General features: G+C 69.8%; 14 protein-coding genes and 4 pseudogenes. 7 read left to right on the forward strand and 11 right to left on the reverse strand.

Going from position 1 to position 15,694, the window contains the following annotated elements; genetic code table 11:
* Window positions 1–77 precede the first annotated feature (77 nt).
* Window positions 78–471: pseudogene (locus ADL12_RS02170) on the reverse strand (ATP-binding cassette domain-containing protein); the annotation flags it as partial.
* 772 nt (window positions 472–1,243) lie between these two features.
* On the opposite strand from ADL12_RS02170, the gene ADL12_RS02175 reads away from it, so the two are divergent.
* A complete protein-coding gene (locus ADL12_RS02175; RefSeq protein WP_244187740.1) occupies window positions 1,244–2,812 on the forward strand; it encodes a LamG domain-containing protein in 1,569 nt (522 codons plus the stop codon).
* A gap of 25 nt (window positions 2,813–2,837) precedes the next feature.
* Window positions 2,838–2,969 carry a LamG domain-containing protein gene (locus tag ADL12_RS55955; RefSeq protein ID WP_244187738.1) on the forward strand — a complete coding sequence of 44 codons (132 nt, stop codon included), beginning with the start codon at window positions 2,838–2,840 and terminating at the stop codon, window positions 2,967–2,969.
* Window positions 2,970–2,972: 3 nt separating this feature from the next.
* On the opposite strand, the gene ADL12_RS02180 is transcribed toward ADL12_RS55955, so the two are convergent.
* The 7 genes and pseudogenes from ADL12_RS02180 to ADL12_RS02205 form a co-directional block, all read right to left on the reverse strand.
* Window positions 2,973–7,967: a family 43 glycosylhydrolase gene (locus ADL12_RS02180; protein WP_062697857.1), complete on the reverse strand. Its 4,995-nt coding sequence runs from the start codon at window positions 7,965–7,967 to the stop codon at window positions 2,973–2,975.
* A gap of 143 nt (window positions 7,968–8,110) precedes the next feature.
* The gene (locus ADL12_RS02185; RefSeq protein WP_062697859.1) at window positions 8,111–8,743 is read right to left on the reverse strand and encodes a DedA family protein; all 633 of its coding nucleotides are present in this window, start codon (window positions 8,741–8,743) and stop codon (window positions 8,111–8,113) included.
* A gap of 39 nt (window positions 8,744–8,782) precedes the next feature.
* Complete coding sequence (locus tag ADL12_RS57595; protein WP_279617121.1) at window positions 8,783–8,905, reverse strand: hypothetical protein; 123 nt, start codon at window positions 8,903–8,905, stop codon at window positions 8,783–8,785.
* Window positions 8,902–9,564 (reverse strand): annotated as a pseudogene (locus tag ADL12_RS02190) (SpoIIE family protein phosphatase); the annotation flags it as partial. The gene ADL12_RS57595 and the pseudogene ADL12_RS02190, both read right to left, overlap by 4 nt.
* Before the next feature lie 7 nt (window positions 9,565–9,571).
* Window positions 9,572–10,363, reverse strand: coding sequence for a thioesterase family protein (locus tag ADL12_RS02195; RefSeq protein WP_062697843.1), 792 nt, complete (start codon window positions 10,361–10,363; stop codon window positions 9,572–9,574).
* 67 nt (window positions 10,364–10,430) lie between these two features.
* On the reverse strand, window positions 10,431–10,757 hold the full coding sequence (locus ADL12_RS02200) for a branched-chain amino acid transporter permease (protein ID WP_062697845.1): 327 nt from the start codon (window positions 10,755–10,757) through the stop codon (window positions 10,431–10,433).
* The gene (locus ADL12_RS02205; protein WP_244187739.1) at window positions 10,750–11,133 is read right to left on the reverse strand and encodes a hypothetical protein; all 384 of its coding nucleotides are present in this window, start codon (window positions 11,131–11,133) and stop codon (window positions 10,750–10,752) included. Before ADL12_RS02205 ends, ADL12_RS02200 begins: the two co-directional genes overlap by 8 nt.
* A gap of 132 nt (window positions 11,134–11,265) precedes the next feature.
* Between ADL12_RS02205 and ADL12_RS02210 the strand changes: the two genes are divergently transcribed.
* From ADL12_RS02210 to ADL12_RS49495, 3 genes are all read left to right on the forward strand, one after another.
* Entirely contained in the window at window positions 11,266–11,886 is a 621-nt protein-coding gene (locus ADL12_RS02210) for a dihydrofolate reductase family protein (RefSeq protein ID WP_062697847.1), read from the forward strand.
* 178 nt (window positions 11,887–12,064) lie between these two features.
* Window positions 12,065–12,307, forward strand: a complete 243-nt coding sequence (locus ADL12_RS02215; RefSeq protein WP_062697849.1) for a hypothetical protein — start codon at window positions 12,065–12,067, stop codon at window positions 12,305–12,307.
* Between the two features lie 253 nt (window positions 12,308–12,560).
* Window positions 12,561–12,743: a DUF1737 domain-containing protein gene (locus ADL12_RS49495; RefSeq protein WP_079051799.1), complete on the forward strand. Its 183-nt coding sequence runs from the start codon at window positions 12,561–12,563 to the stop codon at window positions 12,741–12,743.
* A gap of 70 nt (window positions 12,744–12,813) precedes the next feature.
* Here the strand turns inward: ADL12_RS49495 and ADL12_RS58280 are convergent, their stop codons facing one another.
* The 3 genes and pseudogenes from ADL12_RS58280 to ADL12_RS02220 all read right to left on the reverse strand — a co-directional run.
* The gene (locus ADL12_RS58280) at window positions 12,814–13,020 is read right to left on the reverse strand and encodes a Beta-galactosidase C-terminal domain (protein WP_425265058.1); all 207 of its coding nucleotides are present in this window, start codon (window positions 13,018–13,020) and stop codon (window positions 12,814–12,816) included.
* Window positions 13,021–13,077: 57 nt separating this feature from the next.
* Window positions 13,078–13,290: pseudogene (locus tag ADL12_RS58285) on the reverse strand (beta-galactosidase trimerization domain-containing protein); the annotation flags it as partial.
* 76 nt (window positions 13,291–13,366) lie between these two features.
* Window positions 13,367–14,726: pseudogene (locus ADL12_RS02220) on the reverse strand (beta-galactosidase); the annotation flags it as partial.
* On the opposite strand from ADL12_RS02220, the gene ADL12_RS57985 reads away from it, so the two are divergent.
* A complete protein-coding gene (locus ADL12_RS57985; RefSeq protein ID WP_341846332.1) occupies window positions 14,610–15,002 on the forward strand; it encodes an RICIN domain-containing protein in 393 nt (130 codons plus the stop codon). The pseudogene ADL12_RS02220 and the gene ADL12_RS57985 sit on opposite strands and share 117 nt — an antisense overlap.
* A 614-nt stretch (window positions 15,003–15,616) precedes the next feature.
* Window positions 15,617–15,694 (forward strand): LacI family DNA-binding transcriptional regulator (locus tag ADL12_RS49500; protein ID WP_159053056.1); only part of this gene is annotated, 78 nt, incomplete at its 3' end.

The following is a 15,694-nucleotide window of genomic DNA, read 5'->3' on the forward strand; positions in this document are numbered from 1 at the left end:
CCGGGCCAGTGTCCGAAGCGGACGTCGGCGCGGTCCACGGCCAACTTCGGTGCCGTGGGCCGCCGTACCAGAAGTTCCTCGAAGAGCTCGGCGGTGACGCGCCTGCCCTCGCGGCGGTCCAGGTGGTGCAGGTCCGCCATCAGCGCCATGTTCTCCTCGCCGCTGATCAGGTTGTCGACGGCGGAGAACTGGCCGGGTGACCCCGATCGCGGCGCGCACGCACTGCGGCTCGGCGGCCACGTCGTGCCCGGTGATACGGGCGGTGCCGCCGTCGGCACGGATCAGGGTGGAGAGGATCTGGACGGTGGTGGTCTTGCCGGCGCCGTTCGGGCCGAGCAGCGAGAAGACCGTGCTGCGCGGCACCTGCAGGTCGATGCCGTCGAGGACGACCTTCGTGCCGTACGCCTTGCGCAGGCCTGCGGCCTCGATGGCCGGGGGTGTCTGACCGGTGCGCTGCCGTGGTGAGTTCATGCCCCAGAGCGTGCGGGGGGCCGCTTTCGGCGCGGCTTCAGAGCGGTTTCAGGGGGTCGGAGGGGCTGGAACCAGTCGGTCTGCATGCTCGAAGGGAACCGTGAAGGGAAAACGGTTCTGGTCATGTCAGTGGGCGCTGTTAGCCTCCTGCGGCCCGTGTGATCCACGGGTCCACCAGGGGAGGAGAAACGTGAACAGCGCCAGAAGCAGTGGAAGTCGGCACAGACCCGGCCGTCTTGCGGTGGGCTGCCTCGTCACCGCCGCGGTCCTGACCGCGCCCGGCGTCGCCCACGCCGCCGAGAACCTGCCGCCGCGTCAGCCGCTGGTCCAGGATCTGCGGACCATCACCAAGGCGTGCGCCACGGGGGAACAGAAGGCGTATGTCGGGGAGCCGCCGACGCTGCGGGCCGTGCTGTACGACCCGGAGGAGGACAACCAGCCGGCCGAGGCCAACCTGGTCAGCGGCGAGTTCGAGGCATGGTGGACGGATTCCGACGGGGCCGAGCAGCGCCGTACGTACACCACGAGCGCGACGCTGTCCGGCACGAGCCAGCAATGGCGCATGCCGCAGGACATCCCGGCGAACACCGTCGTCTCCTGGCACGTGCGCGCGAACGACGGCACCGCGGTCTCCGCCTGGAGCTCCGAAGGGGCCGGGGCGGTCTGCGAGTTCGTGTACGACGACGCGAGCCCTCAGCAGCCGGTCGTCACCTCCCCGGACTACCCGGAGGAGCAGCTCCAGGACGGCGTCGGCGTCTACGGCACCTTCACCATGGACTCCCCGTCGGACGACGTCGTCGAGTACGTCTACAGCTTCCTCGGCGGACCGCAGCAGACGGCCCGCCCCGACGAGCTCGGCGGCCCTGTCACCATCCGTCACCTGCCGCTGAAGTCCGGACCGGACCGGTTGAGCGTCCGCGCGATCGACCGTTCCGGCCGCAGCAGTACGTCCACCACCTACGGGATCTGGGTCAAGGCGGGCCGGGCCCCGGTCGCCCACTGGACGCTGTCCGACGCGGCGGGAGCCACGTCCGCGGCGGCCGAGACCGGGCCGGTTGCCCGTGCCGGTTCCGGCGTGGCCTTCGGCGCGACGGCGCCCCGGGGTACGCAGTTGGCCGCTGTGGCCGGCCTCGACGGCAGCAGTCACGCCTTCCTCACTCCGGACGTGCCCGTCGTCGACACCGGACGGACCTTCGCCGTCAGCGCCTGGGCGCGGCCCGCGCGGACGGACCGGAACATGGCAGTGGCCGGCCAGGACGCGGGGAGCTCCGCCGCCTTCGAGCTGGGGCTGCGCACCCGGGACGAGGGACCCGTCTGGTCGTTCACCGTCGGCGGCGCCCGCATCACGGGCGGTGCTCCGGAGACCGGGGAGTGGGCCCACCTGCTGGGCCTGTACGACAAGGAGACCGGCCGGGCACAGCTCTACGTCAACGGCCACGAGGTCGGCACGAGGACCGAGGCGACGCCCGCCGAGACCGCCGGTGCCTTCCAGATCGGCCGCTCCCGCAACGGCGACGGCTACCGGGACCGCTGGCACGGCGAGGTCGGCGACGTCCGCGCGTACGACCGGGTGGTCGCTCCGGCGGAGATCACCGAACTCGCGTACCGCAGGCCGACGTTGCTGGGCCACTGGTCGCTGGAGACTGCCACCGACGGCGTGAGCCCCGAGCAGGGCGGCAAGGCGCCGCTGGCCCTCGGCCCGGGCGCCTCGATCCACCGTGGCCCGGACGGCACCTGCCTCCCCGAGCTCGATCCGGACTGCCCGTTCGTGCCCTACCCCCTCGTCGGTGACGGCCACCTCCAGTTGGACGGCGAGACCGGGTACGCGGCCACCGAGAGCGCCGTCGTGGACACCTCGGACAGCTTCACCGTCGGCGTGGTCGTCCGCCTCGCCGACGCCGAACCGGCCGCTCCGATGACCGTGCTGTCGCAGGCCGGTGAGCACACGGACGCCTTCAAGGTGCGCTACGACCCGTCGGTCCACGCCTGGCAGCTGGTGATGCCGCAGCGGGACGAGGCCGGGGCACCCGAGGTCGTCGTCTCGCAGATAGAGGCCGCGGACGGCGGCGAGGGCCAGGGGCACCGGCTGGCCGTCGTCTACGACGACGCGACCGACCGGATCAAGCTCTACCTCGACGGCCACACCAACGCCGACGCCACCGCCGCTCTCCCGGACGGTTGGCACAGCTCCGGCGTCCTGCAGGTCGGCCGGGCCAAGGCCGGTGACGGCTGGGGGGAGTACCTGCACGGTGACGTCGACGAGGTGCAGGCCTACGCCGGGGCCCTGAGGGACGGCGACATCGGCGGTCTCGGGCGGGGCACCGACCCCTGCCTCTGCTGAGTCGTCCGGGAGCAGCCGCGCTGCGGTGGCCCGCCATGCGGCTGCTCCCGTCGGATCTTCCGCCGACCCGTATCTGAAAGCGGCGGTCGACGACTTCCGCGTGTACGGCAGGGCCCTGAGCCAGGCCGAGGTCGCGGCGCTGGCTCAGGGCACGTAGGGACTAGGACCGATCGCTGCCGACGGTCACGACACCCGTGGGCTTCGCGCCGGTGGCGTTGTCGTAGACGACGTCATCGGTGGACTTCTTCCAGATCCTGATACGGAAGGTGTCCGGACCGTCGGTGGCGGTGATCCGGAAGACGTAGCCACCGCTGCCGTTCACCGTGCCGGAGCCCTGGTAGACGGCCTTGGAGCCGGTGACCACCAGCCAGTCGGAGCCGGCGGAGCGGAACTTCAGCTTCGCCGCGGCGAAGTCGAAGGTCGCCTTGCCACTGGGGACCGTCGCACCCTTCGGGTAGGCGGCGGCGAAGGAGAAGACGGCCTTGCCGGTCAGGCTCGGCTTGGCCGGGTAGGCGCCGGCCGGGGAGGTGATCAGGCCGGTGCCGAGTGCGGGGCCCGCGGCACGGTCGTAGACGATCAGCTCGGGGAGTGTCGCACGGTCCGAGCCCGCGTCGTTGTCCGTGACCGTGATCACCGGGCGGTGGAGTCCGGCCTTGGTATAGGTGTGCTCGGCCCGGCAGGTCGTGCCGTCGACGGTGCCGGCCGTCGGCTCGGTGCCGTCCTCCCAGTCGATCCGGCAGGTGTGGGTGTCGCCGACGTCGGCGTCACGGAACCCGGCCGTGAGGGTGATGCTGCGGCCGGCCGGCACGGGGGACGTCGGGCCGGTGGTGGAGACGATCGCCGGCTCCCTGTTGACGATCGGGTCGATACTCGTCAGCGTCGGGACGACCTTCTTGATCAGGCCCTCGGAGTCGAACTCCAGCTTGTCGACGGTCGTTTCGCGGTGGGTGCCGTCACCGCCGGGGACGGCGAAACGGTGGTAGGCGATGTACCACTCGTCGGTCTTCGGGACGTGGACCACCGAGTGGTGGCCGGGGCCCTTGATACCGAGGGAGAGGTCCTTCTCCAGGATCACGCCGTGCTTGGTCCACGGGCCGGTGGGGGAGGGGCCGGTGGCGTAGGCGACGCGGTAGTTCTCGTCCCGGGTGTCGTTCTCCGACCACATGAAGTAGTAGGTGCCCTTGCGCTTGATGACGAAGGTGCCCTCGTTGTAGCCGCTGGGCGTGATGTCCTTCATTTTCGAGGTGTCGACGGAGGTCATGTCGTCGTTCAGCGGAGCCACATAGGCGTGGCCGTTGCCCCAGTACAGGTACGACTGGCCGTCATCGTCCGTGAAGACCGCCGGGTCGATCATCTGGCCGCTGAACTGGCCCGCCTTGAGCAGCGGCCCGCCGAGCGCGTCCTTGAAGGGGCCGGTCGGCGAGTCGGAGACGGCGACACCGATGTTGGCGTCGGCGCAGAAGTAGAAGTAGTACTTCCCGTCCTTCTCGGCGATCGTCGGCGCCCAGGCCCTGCTGTCCGCCCAGGAGACGTCAGGACCGAGGTCGAGGATGACGCCGTGGTCCTTCCAGTGGACCAGGTCGGTGGAGGAGTACGCCTTGAACTGCGTACCGCTCCAGCCCTCGAAGCCGTCGGTGGTCGGGTACAGGTAGAAGGTGTCGCCGAAGCGGACGATGTTCGGGTCGGCGTTGAGCCCCGGCAGCACCGGGCTCTTCATGATGAGCGCCGAGACCGTCCAGGTGCGCTTCTTGCCGTCAGAGCCCGTGACCTCGTACGTCACCGGCTTGCTGAAGTCCCGCACGCTGCCGGAGGCGGGGCTGATCGCCGCGCCGTGGGCGAGGGTGAACTCCGGTGCCAGCGCCGTGAGGTCGGTGCCCTCCTTCATCGGCAGCGTGATCCTGCTGCCGCCGTTGTCCACGAGGGCGTCGACCTTCAGCGCGGGGTCCGTCGCCTTGGCGATGCCCGCGGTGTTGCCGCTGAGCTCCATGACCTCCGCTGACGTGAGGGCCCGGTCGTAGATGCGGAAGTCGTCGACCTCGCCGCCGAAGTACGGGTCGGCCGAGTAGAGGGACCGGCCGATGTAGCCGCTGTAGTCCTTGTTCGCGTCGTACAGCTCGGACGGCTTGGTGGTGACGCCGGTCGCCCGGGCCGCCTGGATGCCGTCGACGTACAGGACCATCGTGCCGGTCGCGCCGTCGAGGGTGACGGTGACGTGCCGCCACTCGCCGGGCGTGAGCTGCGAGCCGGCCGTCAGCTTCGACTCGGCCGACCAACTCGCCTTGGTGATGGCCGAGTAGAGGCTGGAGCCGCCGTTGGAGGGCGTCGCGAACAGGTACTTGTTGCTGTCGGGGCCGAGCCCGAACAGCCACTGGAAGTTGTCGCCGCCCTTCCACTTGGCGTACGTCGAGACGGTCACGCTGTCGGCGTTCTTCAGCACACCGTTCGGGATGCGGACGTACGGCGAGGTGGTCGAGCTGCTCGAACCGCCCGACATCTTGAACGAGCCGCCGTCGACGCCGGTGCCGAAGTCGGGCGTACGGACGTAGGTGCCGTGGTAGCCGTGTCCGCCGGCGTCACGGGCGATGTTGCCGCCGGTCTCGTCGAAGTCGTACTGCAGGAGCAGGTCGGCCGGGACGTCCGGGCCTTCCTCCGAGACGGTGACCTCGGCCAGGACCGGTATCGCGGCGCCGTCCGGCAGGCTCCCGGTCACGGTGAAGGTGCCGGCCTCGGCGTACTTCGACTCCGGGACGTCCTCCCAGGTGACGGCGACGGGGCGCTTCACACCGTCGGCGTACTCGGCGATCACGGTGGCAGGCAGGACCGGGGCCTCACCGATCCGCGTCTTCACCGTCACGCCCTCGACGCTCTCCACCAACTGGTCCGGCTGGTAGGCGCGCAGCAGCCGGTCGTACTCGGCCTGCGTCACCGGGAGCACCGTGCCGTGGCGGGGCTTGGCCGGCAGGTCGTAGCCGGTGGACGGGGTCCAGGTGCCGGAGGCGAGGTCGGTTGTCTCGAAGGGGATGTAGCCGCGGCCGCCGAACTCGTCCAGGAAGGCGTACCACTTGTCCTCAGTGTTCGACTTGAACACCAGCGGCCCCTCGGCCGCGCTCATCGCACCCTTGCCGATGCCCTCGGCGACGGCGTCCCAGGACAGGTCCAGCAGGGAGTCGCTCTTCTCCTCGAAGATGAACTTGCTGTTGGGGGTGGAGGAGGTGTTGTTCCGCTCGTCCTTGGAGAGGCGGAAGTACGTCCCGTCGTGCGCGATCACCGTGGAGTCGATGACGGAGTAGCCGCGGTCGATCCACACCTTGGGCTCGCTGAAGGTGTAGAAGTCGCGGGTGGTCGCGAACATCATGCGGTTGTACGTGTCGCCGGAGTGCGCCTCGTTGTCGTACAGCTTCGACGCCCAGAAGACGACGTACTCACCGCGCTGTGCGTCGTAGAACGCTTCCGGCGCCCAGGTGTTGCCCGCGCTGTCCGGGGAGACCTTGACCAGGCGCTGGTTCGTCCAGTGGACGAGGTCGGTGGACTCCCAGACCATGATGGACTTGCTGCCGGTGCGCTGGGAGGCGTCCCAGTCGCCGTTGCCGTAGATCCTGAGGTCGGTGGCGATCTGGTAGAACTTGTCGCCCTCCGGGGAGCGGATGATGAACGGGTCGCGCAGGCCCTTCTCGCCGAGCGTGGAGGTGAGGACCGGCTTGCCGTCGTTCAACTCCCGCCACTTCAACGGGTCGTTGCCCTTGCTGAGGGCGGCGTAGAGCTGCTCGCCGTCGGCGGTGCCCTCGCCGGTGAAGTAGCTGAACATGTAGCCCTTGAGGGCTTGCCTCGCGGGGAGCTCCGGGACCTTCGCGGTGAAGGTGCGGGTCGCCTTCGCCTCGCCCTTGGTGACGGTGGCGGTCAGCTCGACGGTGGTGGACCCGTCGCCGTGCGCGGGGCGGTGGACCACGCCGTCGGGGGAGACGACGTCCGGGTTCGCGGAGGACCAGGCGACGTCGGTGCCGTAGGAACCGGTCGCCGGGAGGGTGAGGTTGCCACGGACGTCGTCGAGGTTGTGGACGGTGAGGGCCTCGGCGGCCTGCTCGGTGGCGGTCCCGTCGTCGAAGGCCGGCAGGACCGTGACGTCGAAGGTCCTGGTGTCGGTCACCGTGCCCTTCTTCAGGGTCGCCGTGAGCGTGGCGTGGCCGTCCGGTTCACCGGCCGCGGGGCGGGTCACCGCGCCGGAGTCGGACACGACGGCCGGGTTGTCGCTGGCCCAGCTGATCGTGGAACCGCCGGCCGTGCCGGTCCTCGGCAGGTCGAGGTCGGCCGTGACGGCGCTGGTGTCACCGAGGCTCAGCGCGGCCTTGTCGGCGGCGACGCCCTGCGTGGCGACGGGGAGGGCGAGTTGCTCGACCTCGGAGCCGGCGAGGGCGCGGTCGTAGACCCGGAAGTCGCGGATACGGCCCTGGAAGAGCTTGTCGCCGGAGTAGACCGACTTGCCGATGTAGTTGGCGGTGGTGGTGCCGGCGCCGATGGCACCCGGGGTGATGGTGACCGCGGTGTTGCGGCCCACCTCCACGCCGTCCTCGTACAGCACACCGGTGCTGCCGGTCTGGGTGTAGGTGAGGTGCTTCCACACCGCGCGGGTCAGATTGTGCGAGTCGGCGGGCTTGGTGGTCTGCTCCGTCGACCAGTTCCCGCTCGCGATGGACGTCCGGTAGGAGTTGCCGGTGGCGAACAGGTAGCCGTTGCCGCTGCTGCCGCTCGAGTTGCCGAAGCCGTAGATGAAGTACGGCGTGGACTGCGCGGAGTCGATCCGCACGTCCATCGAGACGGTGATCGCGTCCATGCCCTTCATGACGTCGTCCGGCACCTTGACGTAGGTGTCCGAGCCGTTGAAGGCGAGCCCTTCGCCGGTGCCCGACCAGTCGGCGGCGCCGCCCACCGTGCCGTCGCGGCCGTGGCCTGAGGCGTCACTCACGGTGCTGCCGGAGGTGGCGTCGAGCTTGTACCAGAGGGCGAGACCGTCCGTGATCTCCGCCGGTTCGGCCGTGTCCGCGGCCAGAGCGGAAACAGTGGGCACGGCAAGTCCCAGGAGCAGTGACGCGGCGGTCAGTCCGGCGAGTTGACCCGCCAGACGTCTCGCGCGGCCACGGACACGTGCGATGTACGGCATGTGGAGTCCCTGCTGAGGCATGGCGGGGCCTCGGCCTGGGCACCCTGCCGTTTCGGCTGTGTGACGTCGTGTTGCGAGAGTGTCAAACGGGGTGTGGTGCAACGTCAAGAGGTTTCGAACAATGTCCGACAGGTCGAACGAGGTCAGCGGTCCCGCCTCGCGCGGCGGGCCTCGGTCAGCATGGGGAGGAGGGGCAGCAGGGAGATGACCACGACGAGGGCGACCAGCGGCAGCAGGAAGTCGTCGGCGTCGGGGACGGAGGCGCCCAGTGCGTATCCGGCCAGGACGAGACTCTGCGTCCAGAGCAGCCCGCCGACGATCTGCCACACGGTGAAGGTCCGTGTGGGCACGCCGAGCGCGCCGGCCGCCGGGTGCAGGACGGTCCGCACCATCGGGATGAAACGGCCGATCACCAGGGCCTTGCCGTAGCCGTAGCGAGCCAGGAGCCGCTCCGCCCGTGCCGCCGTCTCCCGCACGCCCGGTTTCGAGGTGCGCGCCAGCAGGGCCCGCCCGCCGTGCCGCCCGAGCAGGAACCCGACCTGGCCCCCTACGACGGCTCCGACGGCCGCGCCCAGCAGCACCTGCCACAGCACCAGCCGCGGCGCCTGCTCGGCGGTCCCCGCGCACAGCACGCCCGCCGGGAACAGCAGCGTGTCACCGGGCAGGAAGAAGCCGAACACCAGCAGCCCCGACTCCGCGAAGATCACCACGAGGACACCGAGCGCACCGAAGGCCGCCAGCACCGAGGCACTGTCCATCGGGTTGACGGCGATCATCGCCATCACCTCCCGGCCGTCCTCGCGGGTCGCCCTCCCTCAAGCATCCCGTGCGCGGGGGTGTTCCTCCACGCGGTCCTCCACGCGGTCCTTCACGCGGTCCTTCACGCGGTCTTCCACCGGGCCCGGCTCGGCGCAGGTGCGGTCGGCGGTGAGCCTCAATCACGGGCCTCATCGCGGGGCAGCGGCTGTTCGAACCAGACCACCTTGCCCGTGCTGACCCGCGTCACTCCCCAGCGCAGTGCCAGTTGGTCGACCAGGAACAGCCCTCGGCCGCCCTCGTCGCTCAGCCGGGCCGGCCTCGCAGCGCAGGACGTCCGTGCAGAGCAGCCGTGGCGTGATCGGTCGGGAGGCGAAGCGTACGGCGTTCGCCACCACCTCGCTGACCAGGAGCTCGGTGGACTCCACGAGGAGTCCAGCCCCCAGAGGGGGAGTGTCCTGCGGGTCAGCCGACGGGCCTGTCCCGCGGTCTGAGGGCGAGGGGCCAGGTACCAGTACGCCACGGTCTCCGGCAGGATGCCCTCGAACCGGGCGGCGAGCAGCGCGATGTCGTCGTCCCGTTCCCTCGCACCCAGCGTGCCGAGCGCCTCGTCGCACAGCGTTTCCAGTGCCGGGGGCGCGGAGCCCGACGCGACCGCGTGCAACCGTGTCCGCAGTCGCTCCACCCCGGTCAGCACGTCCGAGTTACGGGACTCGACCAGGCCGTCGGTGTACAGCAGCAGAGTCGCTCCGGCCGGCGCGTGCAGCTCGGTGGACTCGAATCCACCGACGCCCACGCCGATCGGCGCTCTCGGCGGGACCTGCAGAATCGCAGGGGTGCCGAGCCCGCTATGCCCCCGACACGGGTCGGACAGTCAGGATCTGCTGGGCGTGACCGACGGGGCCGTCGACGTCGTGCAGGACCGTGCTGGTGAGGCCCTGCCCGGACGGACCGAAGGTGACGGTGGTGTCCAGTCCCGTCCAGATGCCTCGTGGCCGGCGGTGCAGGTGGACGGTCAGGTCGACATTGGGGAAGATCCACGCGGTGGGCGCCTCCCGGACGGCGATGCCGTTGGCCGTGTCCACCAGGGCGAGATACGACGCGAGGGGGCTGACGGGAACACCCGCGACCAGATCCAGCGGCGTGGAGATCCAGGCGGTCGCACGGCCCGGCCGGGGCGGTGCGACGGGGCGGACGTCCAGGGAGGCTATGTAACCGCCGGGCCACACGTCGGACATCGGCCACGACGCGAGTGACTCCGGCGAGGTGAGGCGGTCGTCCGAGCCGCCCGCGACCGCGGTGGTGTCATGGCCGGCCAGGAACCATGCGCGGGCCCGGACGACCGGCCGGTCGGCGATCCGTACGACCGCTTCGAGGAGCTCGATGGTCCGCCCGGGCCGGATGGTCTCCACCTCGATCTCGCACTCGTCGAGGGCGAGGCGGCCGAGGATGTCGTAGCTGATCCGGGACAGGACCAGGCCGTCGTCCGGCCGGGCGGCGCGGTGACGGTCGATGGCGTGCGCGACGAGCCCGCCCAGCGGACTGAAGTGCTGCTCGTCCGTGCTCCAGGCTCCGCCCGCGTGGATCGTCGGCTTGTAGCGGTGGTCGTCGATCGGTTCGTAGTAGCTGTCGGGGCTCAACGCAGCTTTCTCCTCGGGGAGTTGAGTGGCTTCGGGGACGCGGCGGGGAGTTCGGGCACTTGGGGGCTCAGAGGGCGTTGAGCAGGACGACGTACACGGCCGTGCCTGCGCCCACGCTGAGAATGGTGCGACGGCCGAAGGCCAGGTGGACACCGGCCGTGACGGCGACGGCCAGCAGCGCGTACCAGGTGCCGTGCGCGTCGGTCGTGATCGTGCCGTGCAGTGCGGTCACGGCGAGGATCGCGAGGATGCCGACCGGCATCCACACCGCCAGTCGCTGCACGATCGCCGACCCCCGCAGTCGGCCCAGCACGGCGAAGGGGACGGCGCGCAGGGCGAGCGTGATGCTGAAGACGATCGCCAGGACGGCGATGAGATACGAGGTGCTAGGCACGGGCGGCCTCCTGGACCGTGCGGCGGGCGGCGAGGGCATGGCGGGCCAGGAGCAGCCCGACGAACAGGAGCAGTGCGGTGAACATGGCCATGCCCGGAGTGAGGATCAGGGCGACCGTGACGCTCGCGCCCGCCAGCAGCAGGGACGGCAGCTCCTTGCGGGAGCGGAACGCGTCCAGGGTGAGCACGGTGAACAGGGCGCACAGGGCGAACTCCAGGCCCTTGACGGGAGCCGGCGGAGCCGCGCCGAGGGCGACGCCGACGAGTCCGCCGCCGACCCAGTACACCTCGCACGCGATCTGCATGGCCAGCAGCCGGGGCGCCGAACGCTCGTGCTCGGGCAAGGAGGCATTGACGGCGTACACCTCGTCGATCATGGCGTAGACGGCGTACGAAACGCGCGATGGCGTGGCACAGGTGCCCTTCCTCTGAGTGACTGGGTGTCACAGGGGTCACGGCCCATGCCGAGATGCCGGGGCGTTTCATTCCGATGCTTGGAGGAGAGAGCAATGACCAGACGAACGGGCAGGGTGATCTGCGACATCACGATCTCGGCCGACGGGTACTCGGCGGGGCTCAACCAGACCGAGGAACGCCCCTTCGGTGACGACGGCGGCGACGGCTGGGGCGACAAGCTGCACGCGTGGATGTTCGAGACCCGCGACGAGAACCGGGCCGAGGTCGACCAGATGGCCGGCGCCAAAGCGTTCATCATGGGGCGCAACATGTTCGGCCCCGTACGTGGCGAGTGGGATCGGCAGTGGAACGGCTGGTGGGGCGACAATCCGCCGTACCACGCGCCGGTGTTCGTGCTCACCCACCACGCGCGCGAGCCGCAGCCGATGGACGGCGGCACGACGTACTACTTCGTCACGGACGGAATCGAGTCGGCCCTGGCCCAGGCACGCGCGGCGGCCGGCGACGGCGATGTCGCGATCCAGGGCGGCGCGACCACCATCAACCAGTACCTCGCCGCCGGCCTGATCGACGAGCTGCGGCTGCACATCGTGCCGCTCACACTCGGCGCCGGCACGCGGCTGTTCGAGGGTGTCCCGCCGCTGAAACTGGAGCAGGTGAAGTCGCGGTCAGCGAGCACGGTCACGCACGTGACCTACCGCGTGCTGTCCTGAGCCGGAGTGTGCTGTTGCACGACTACCGCGGGTTGCGGCACCGCGGTAGTCGTCCTTGGCGGGTTGTGTCGGAGGCGCCGACGCGACCGGAGAGAGCACAGCCGTGCCATCGAACTCAACGCTCCGCCAAAGGCGCAGAACAGGACATCCTGACGCCGGCCTCATCGTTGAACCAGGCATGAAGATCATCGCTGCCGCCGCGCTCGCCGGTGCGGCTCTCCTCACCGCCGCCATCCCCGCCTCAGCAGACGACGGGCCCATTGACTTCGGCATCTTCCAGGGGGTCAACGACACCAAAGGCTCAGATTCCACAGACTCGAGCCCGGTCTGGGGGCAGTCGGACAGTGGGTCGAGCGGAAACGTCCCGAAGTCGGCCCTGGGACAGCTGGTGGACGACCTGACGGCGCCCGACCAACCGTGACCAGCCCCGGAGCCGATGCCGAAGGGGACTGCCCGCCCTGGTCGGCGGTCTCCTGTCTCACCGAACCCAGAGCGCGTCGGCCGTGGGCCGGGAGCTCGACGGCCTGCTGGTTCCTCTTGGCCGGTGAGCTGCGGCCGAGCGGCTGTTCGGACTGGCCGAGCAGCTCGACTGAAGGCCGCCGTATCGATCAGATTCCGCTGACTACCGATGGCCACCCACAGCCGATCGGAGTGAGTCTGAAATCCTTGCCCCCATGAGCACACCACCAGATGGATTGCCCACCTATCGAGTCTTGACCGGCCCAGATGACGAGACGTTCTGCCGACGTGTGAGCGAGGCAATCGGCCTTGGCTACGAACTGCACGGAGGCCCCGCCGTCACTTTCAATGGTGCAAACGTCATCGTGGCTCAGGCACTGGTCTGGCCGGCAAGGTAGGAAGAGCGCGACGGTTGGGCCGAGTTCGAAAGGGCAGCTGTCCCGTTGACCCCGTCTCAACCGGCACCTGTCAGTGCGCCTCGCGCACGACCGCGACACCCCCTGCGGGAACGGTGACCGAGCCGCTGACGGTCTCGCCGGTGAGGAGTTCGACGCCTTCGGCGGGGACTTGGGCACCGTTTCCGCTGTGGTCGATCAGGAACAGGTAGTCGGCGTCAGTGCCACTGCGTCGGACGGCTTCGACGCCGCGCGGCGGGGTGGCAAGGACTGGTTGCACGCCGGCCTCGTCGCAGATTCGGGCCAACAGTGCGGAGAGGGTCGCGGGGTCGGGGCGAGTGGCGACATACCAGGCGGTTCCGTCGCCGGGGGTGTTCCGGGTGACGGCCGGTATGTCCTTCAGCGGCCCGTTGCCGTAGTGGGCGACGGGTTCGGCGCCTGCGAGCCGGACGCGCTCGGACCATAGGGCGGCGGTGGCACCCTGGGGGACCGCTCCGGTGAGGGGGAGCGTCTCGCCGGACAACGGGGGGAAGAGTTCGTCGGTGTGCACGCCGAGGACGTCCCGGAAGGCCCCCCGGGTAGCCGCCCAGCCGGATGTGGCAGTGCTCGTCGACCGCGCCGCTGTGGAAGCCGACCGCCAGCGTGCCGCCGTGCTCGGCGAAGGCGGTCAGGTTCTTCGCGCCCTCGTCGTCGACCGGATAGAGGCTGGGTGCCAGCACCAGGCGGTACGAGGACAGATCGTCGCCGGGGCGTACGAAGTCCACGGCCACGCCGGCCTGCCACAGCGGCCGGTACCAGTCCCGTACGAGCTCCTGGAAGCGCAGCTCGCCGCTGGGCTGGGAAGGCAGTTCCAGGGCCCAGCGGGCGTTCCAGTCCCACACCATCGCGACCTGGGCGGTCGCAGTGCTGCCCCGCACTGCGGCCAGAGCCTTGAGATCCGCGCCGAGTTGTACGACGTCCCGCCAGATCTGGCTGTCGGTACCGGCATGCGGAAGCATCGCCGAGTGCCACTGTTCGGCGCCCGCCTTGGCAGCACGCCACTGGAAGAAGGCGATGCCGTCCGCGCCGTGTGCAACGTGGGCGAGGGCGTTGCGGCGCATCTCGCCGGCCCCCTTGGCGCGGTTGACGGGCTGCCAGTTGACGGCCCCTGTGGAGTGTTCCATCAGCAGCCACGGTCCGCCGGCCATGGAGCGCACCAGGTCGCCGCAGAGAGCGACGTCGATCTCCGACTCCGGGTCGGTGGAACGCAGGTAGTGGTCGTTGGAGACGATGTCCAACTCGGGGGCCCAGCGCCAGTAGTCCAGTGCGTCGATGTTGAAGTTCACCATGAAGTTGGTGGTGGCGGGGATCGCCGGGGGCACCTCGCGCAGGACGTCGCGTTCCGCCGTGTACAGCGACAGCAACTCGTCGGAGCAGAAGCGTCGCCAGTCCAGCTCATGGGCCGGGTTGGGGTCGGCGCCGGTGGCGCGGGGCGGGATGATCTCGTCCCAGTCGTAGTACCACTGGCTCCAGAAGGTGGTGCCCCAGGCGTGGTTGAGGGCCTTCAGGTCGTCGCTGTGGCGGCGGCGCAGCCAGGTGCGGAAGGCGGCGGCGCTGACGTCGCAGTAGCAGGCCGCGTTGTGGCAGCCGTATTCGTTGTGGATGTGCCACATGGCGACGGCCGGGTGGTGGGCGTAGCGGTCGGCCAGGGCGCGCGTGATGCGCAGGGCGGCGGTGCGGTAGGCCGGGCTGGACGGGCAGAACGTCTGGCGGCTGCCGTACGAGAGCGTGCGGCCGTCGCGGTCGACGGGCAGGGCCTCCGGGTGAGCCCGGAAGAACCAGGCGGGTGGCGCGGCTCGGGGTGGCGAGGTCGGCGGCGATGCCGTTCTCGTGCAGCAGGTCCAGCAACCGGTCCATGCGGGAGAAGTCGTACTCGCCCTCAGCGGGCTCCAGCAGTGCCCAGGAGAAGATGCCGACGCTGACCATGGTCACCCCGGCCTCGCGCATCAGACGCATGTCCTCGGCCCAGACTTCCTCGGGCCACTGCTCGGGGTTGTAGTCGCCGCCGTAGGCGGTGCCGGGCAGGCGAAGGCGGCGTTGAGTGCTCACTCCCAGAAGTGGACCCTCATCGACGCGGGCAACGGCTACTACCGGCTCCGCAACGTCAACAGCACCCTCGTCGCCGGCGTCGCCCAGTCCTCCACCACCGACGGCGCAGCCATCGTCCAGTGGAACAGCCTCAACGTCGACGACCAGCTCTGGAAGATCGTCCGCATCAACTGACCTTATTGACCCGATGGAAAGACAGGGGTGGCCGGCAATGCGCCGGTCACCCCTGTCTTTCGCCGCGTCCACTGCAGACGTCGGCGACCTCGCTCGGTACCTCCCCGATGTCGTCGGAGTTGGCCGACATCGCCGGTGGATTCTCCACGTAGGCAAGGAAGTTGAGGCGGAGGTCTCTGCAGCACGGGGGGATACCGCGGATCCTCGCGTCGGCGGCAGCCGTCATCGCCTGCCCAAAGGCGGCAGCCTCCCTCAACCGTCCCGCACAACGCGCCCTCCGCACCCCGCTGTTGGCCCACACGGATCCAGGCAACTTGCCTCCTGCGGGCGGTCGGAGTGTGCGCTTCGTCGAACCGGTTCGCTTTATGGTGGCGCTGTGCGCAGCCAGTCGGCAACCCCCGTGACACAACGGCTGCATAGGGGGCGTCCAAGGTTACGGGGCTGTTTCTGGAACTGCTGCGCGGAGTATTGACAGCCGTCTGGATCGTTCCTACCTTCACTTCACGCGAACCGGTTCGATGACCGGATGCGGCCTCGTCGTCAGTCCCAGCCCCACCCGGCCCGCGGCCCCTGCCCCTCTCGGAGCGGACCTGCGGTTCGAGCAAGGAGTTCCCGTGAACATCGGTGAGATCGCCCGGCGGGCCGGTGTCTCGCGGAGCACCGTGTCCTACGCGCTGAGCGGGAAGCGCCCG

The sequence above is a fragment of the Streptomyces regalis genome (assembly GCF_001509475.1).
In the GTDB taxonomy this organism is placed as follows: domain Bacteria; phylum Actinomycetota; class Actinomycetes; order Streptomycetales; family Streptomycetaceae; genus Streptomyces; species Streptomyces regalis.

What these genes read in the sequence shown, in the direction of transcription:
- ADL12_RS02180 (WP_062697857.1), bottom strand. Translation starts at nt 7,967, where the DNA reads ATGCCGTACATCGCACGTGTCCGTGGCCGCGCGAGACGTCTGGCGGGT.
- ADL12_RS02185 (WP_062697859.1), bottom strand. Translation starts at nt 8,743, where the DNA reads ATGATCGCCGTCAACCCGATGGACAGTGCCTCGGTGCTGGCGGCCTTC.
- ADL12_RS02175 (WP_244187740.1), top strand. Translation starts at nt 1,244, where the DNA reads ATGGACTCCCCGTCGGACGACGTCGTCGAGTACGTCTACAGCTTCCTC.
- ADL12_RS02210 (WP_062697847.1), top strand. Translation starts at nt 11,266, where the DNA reads ATGACCAGACGAACGGGCAGGGTGATCTGCGACATCACGATCTCGGCC.
- ADL12_RS02205 (WP_244187739.1), bottom strand. Translation starts at nt 11,133, where the DNA reads ATGATCGACGAGGTGTACGCCGTCAATGCCTCCTTGCCCGAGCACGAG.
- ADL12_RS49495 (WP_079051799.1), top strand. Translation starts at nt 12,561, where the DNA reads ATGAGCACACCACCAGATGGATTGCCCACCTATCGAGTCTTGACCGGC.
- ADL12_RS02215 (WP_062697849.1), top strand. Translation starts at nt 12,065, where the DNA reads ATGAAGATCATCGCTGCCGCCGCGCTCGCCGGTGCGGCTCTCCTCACC.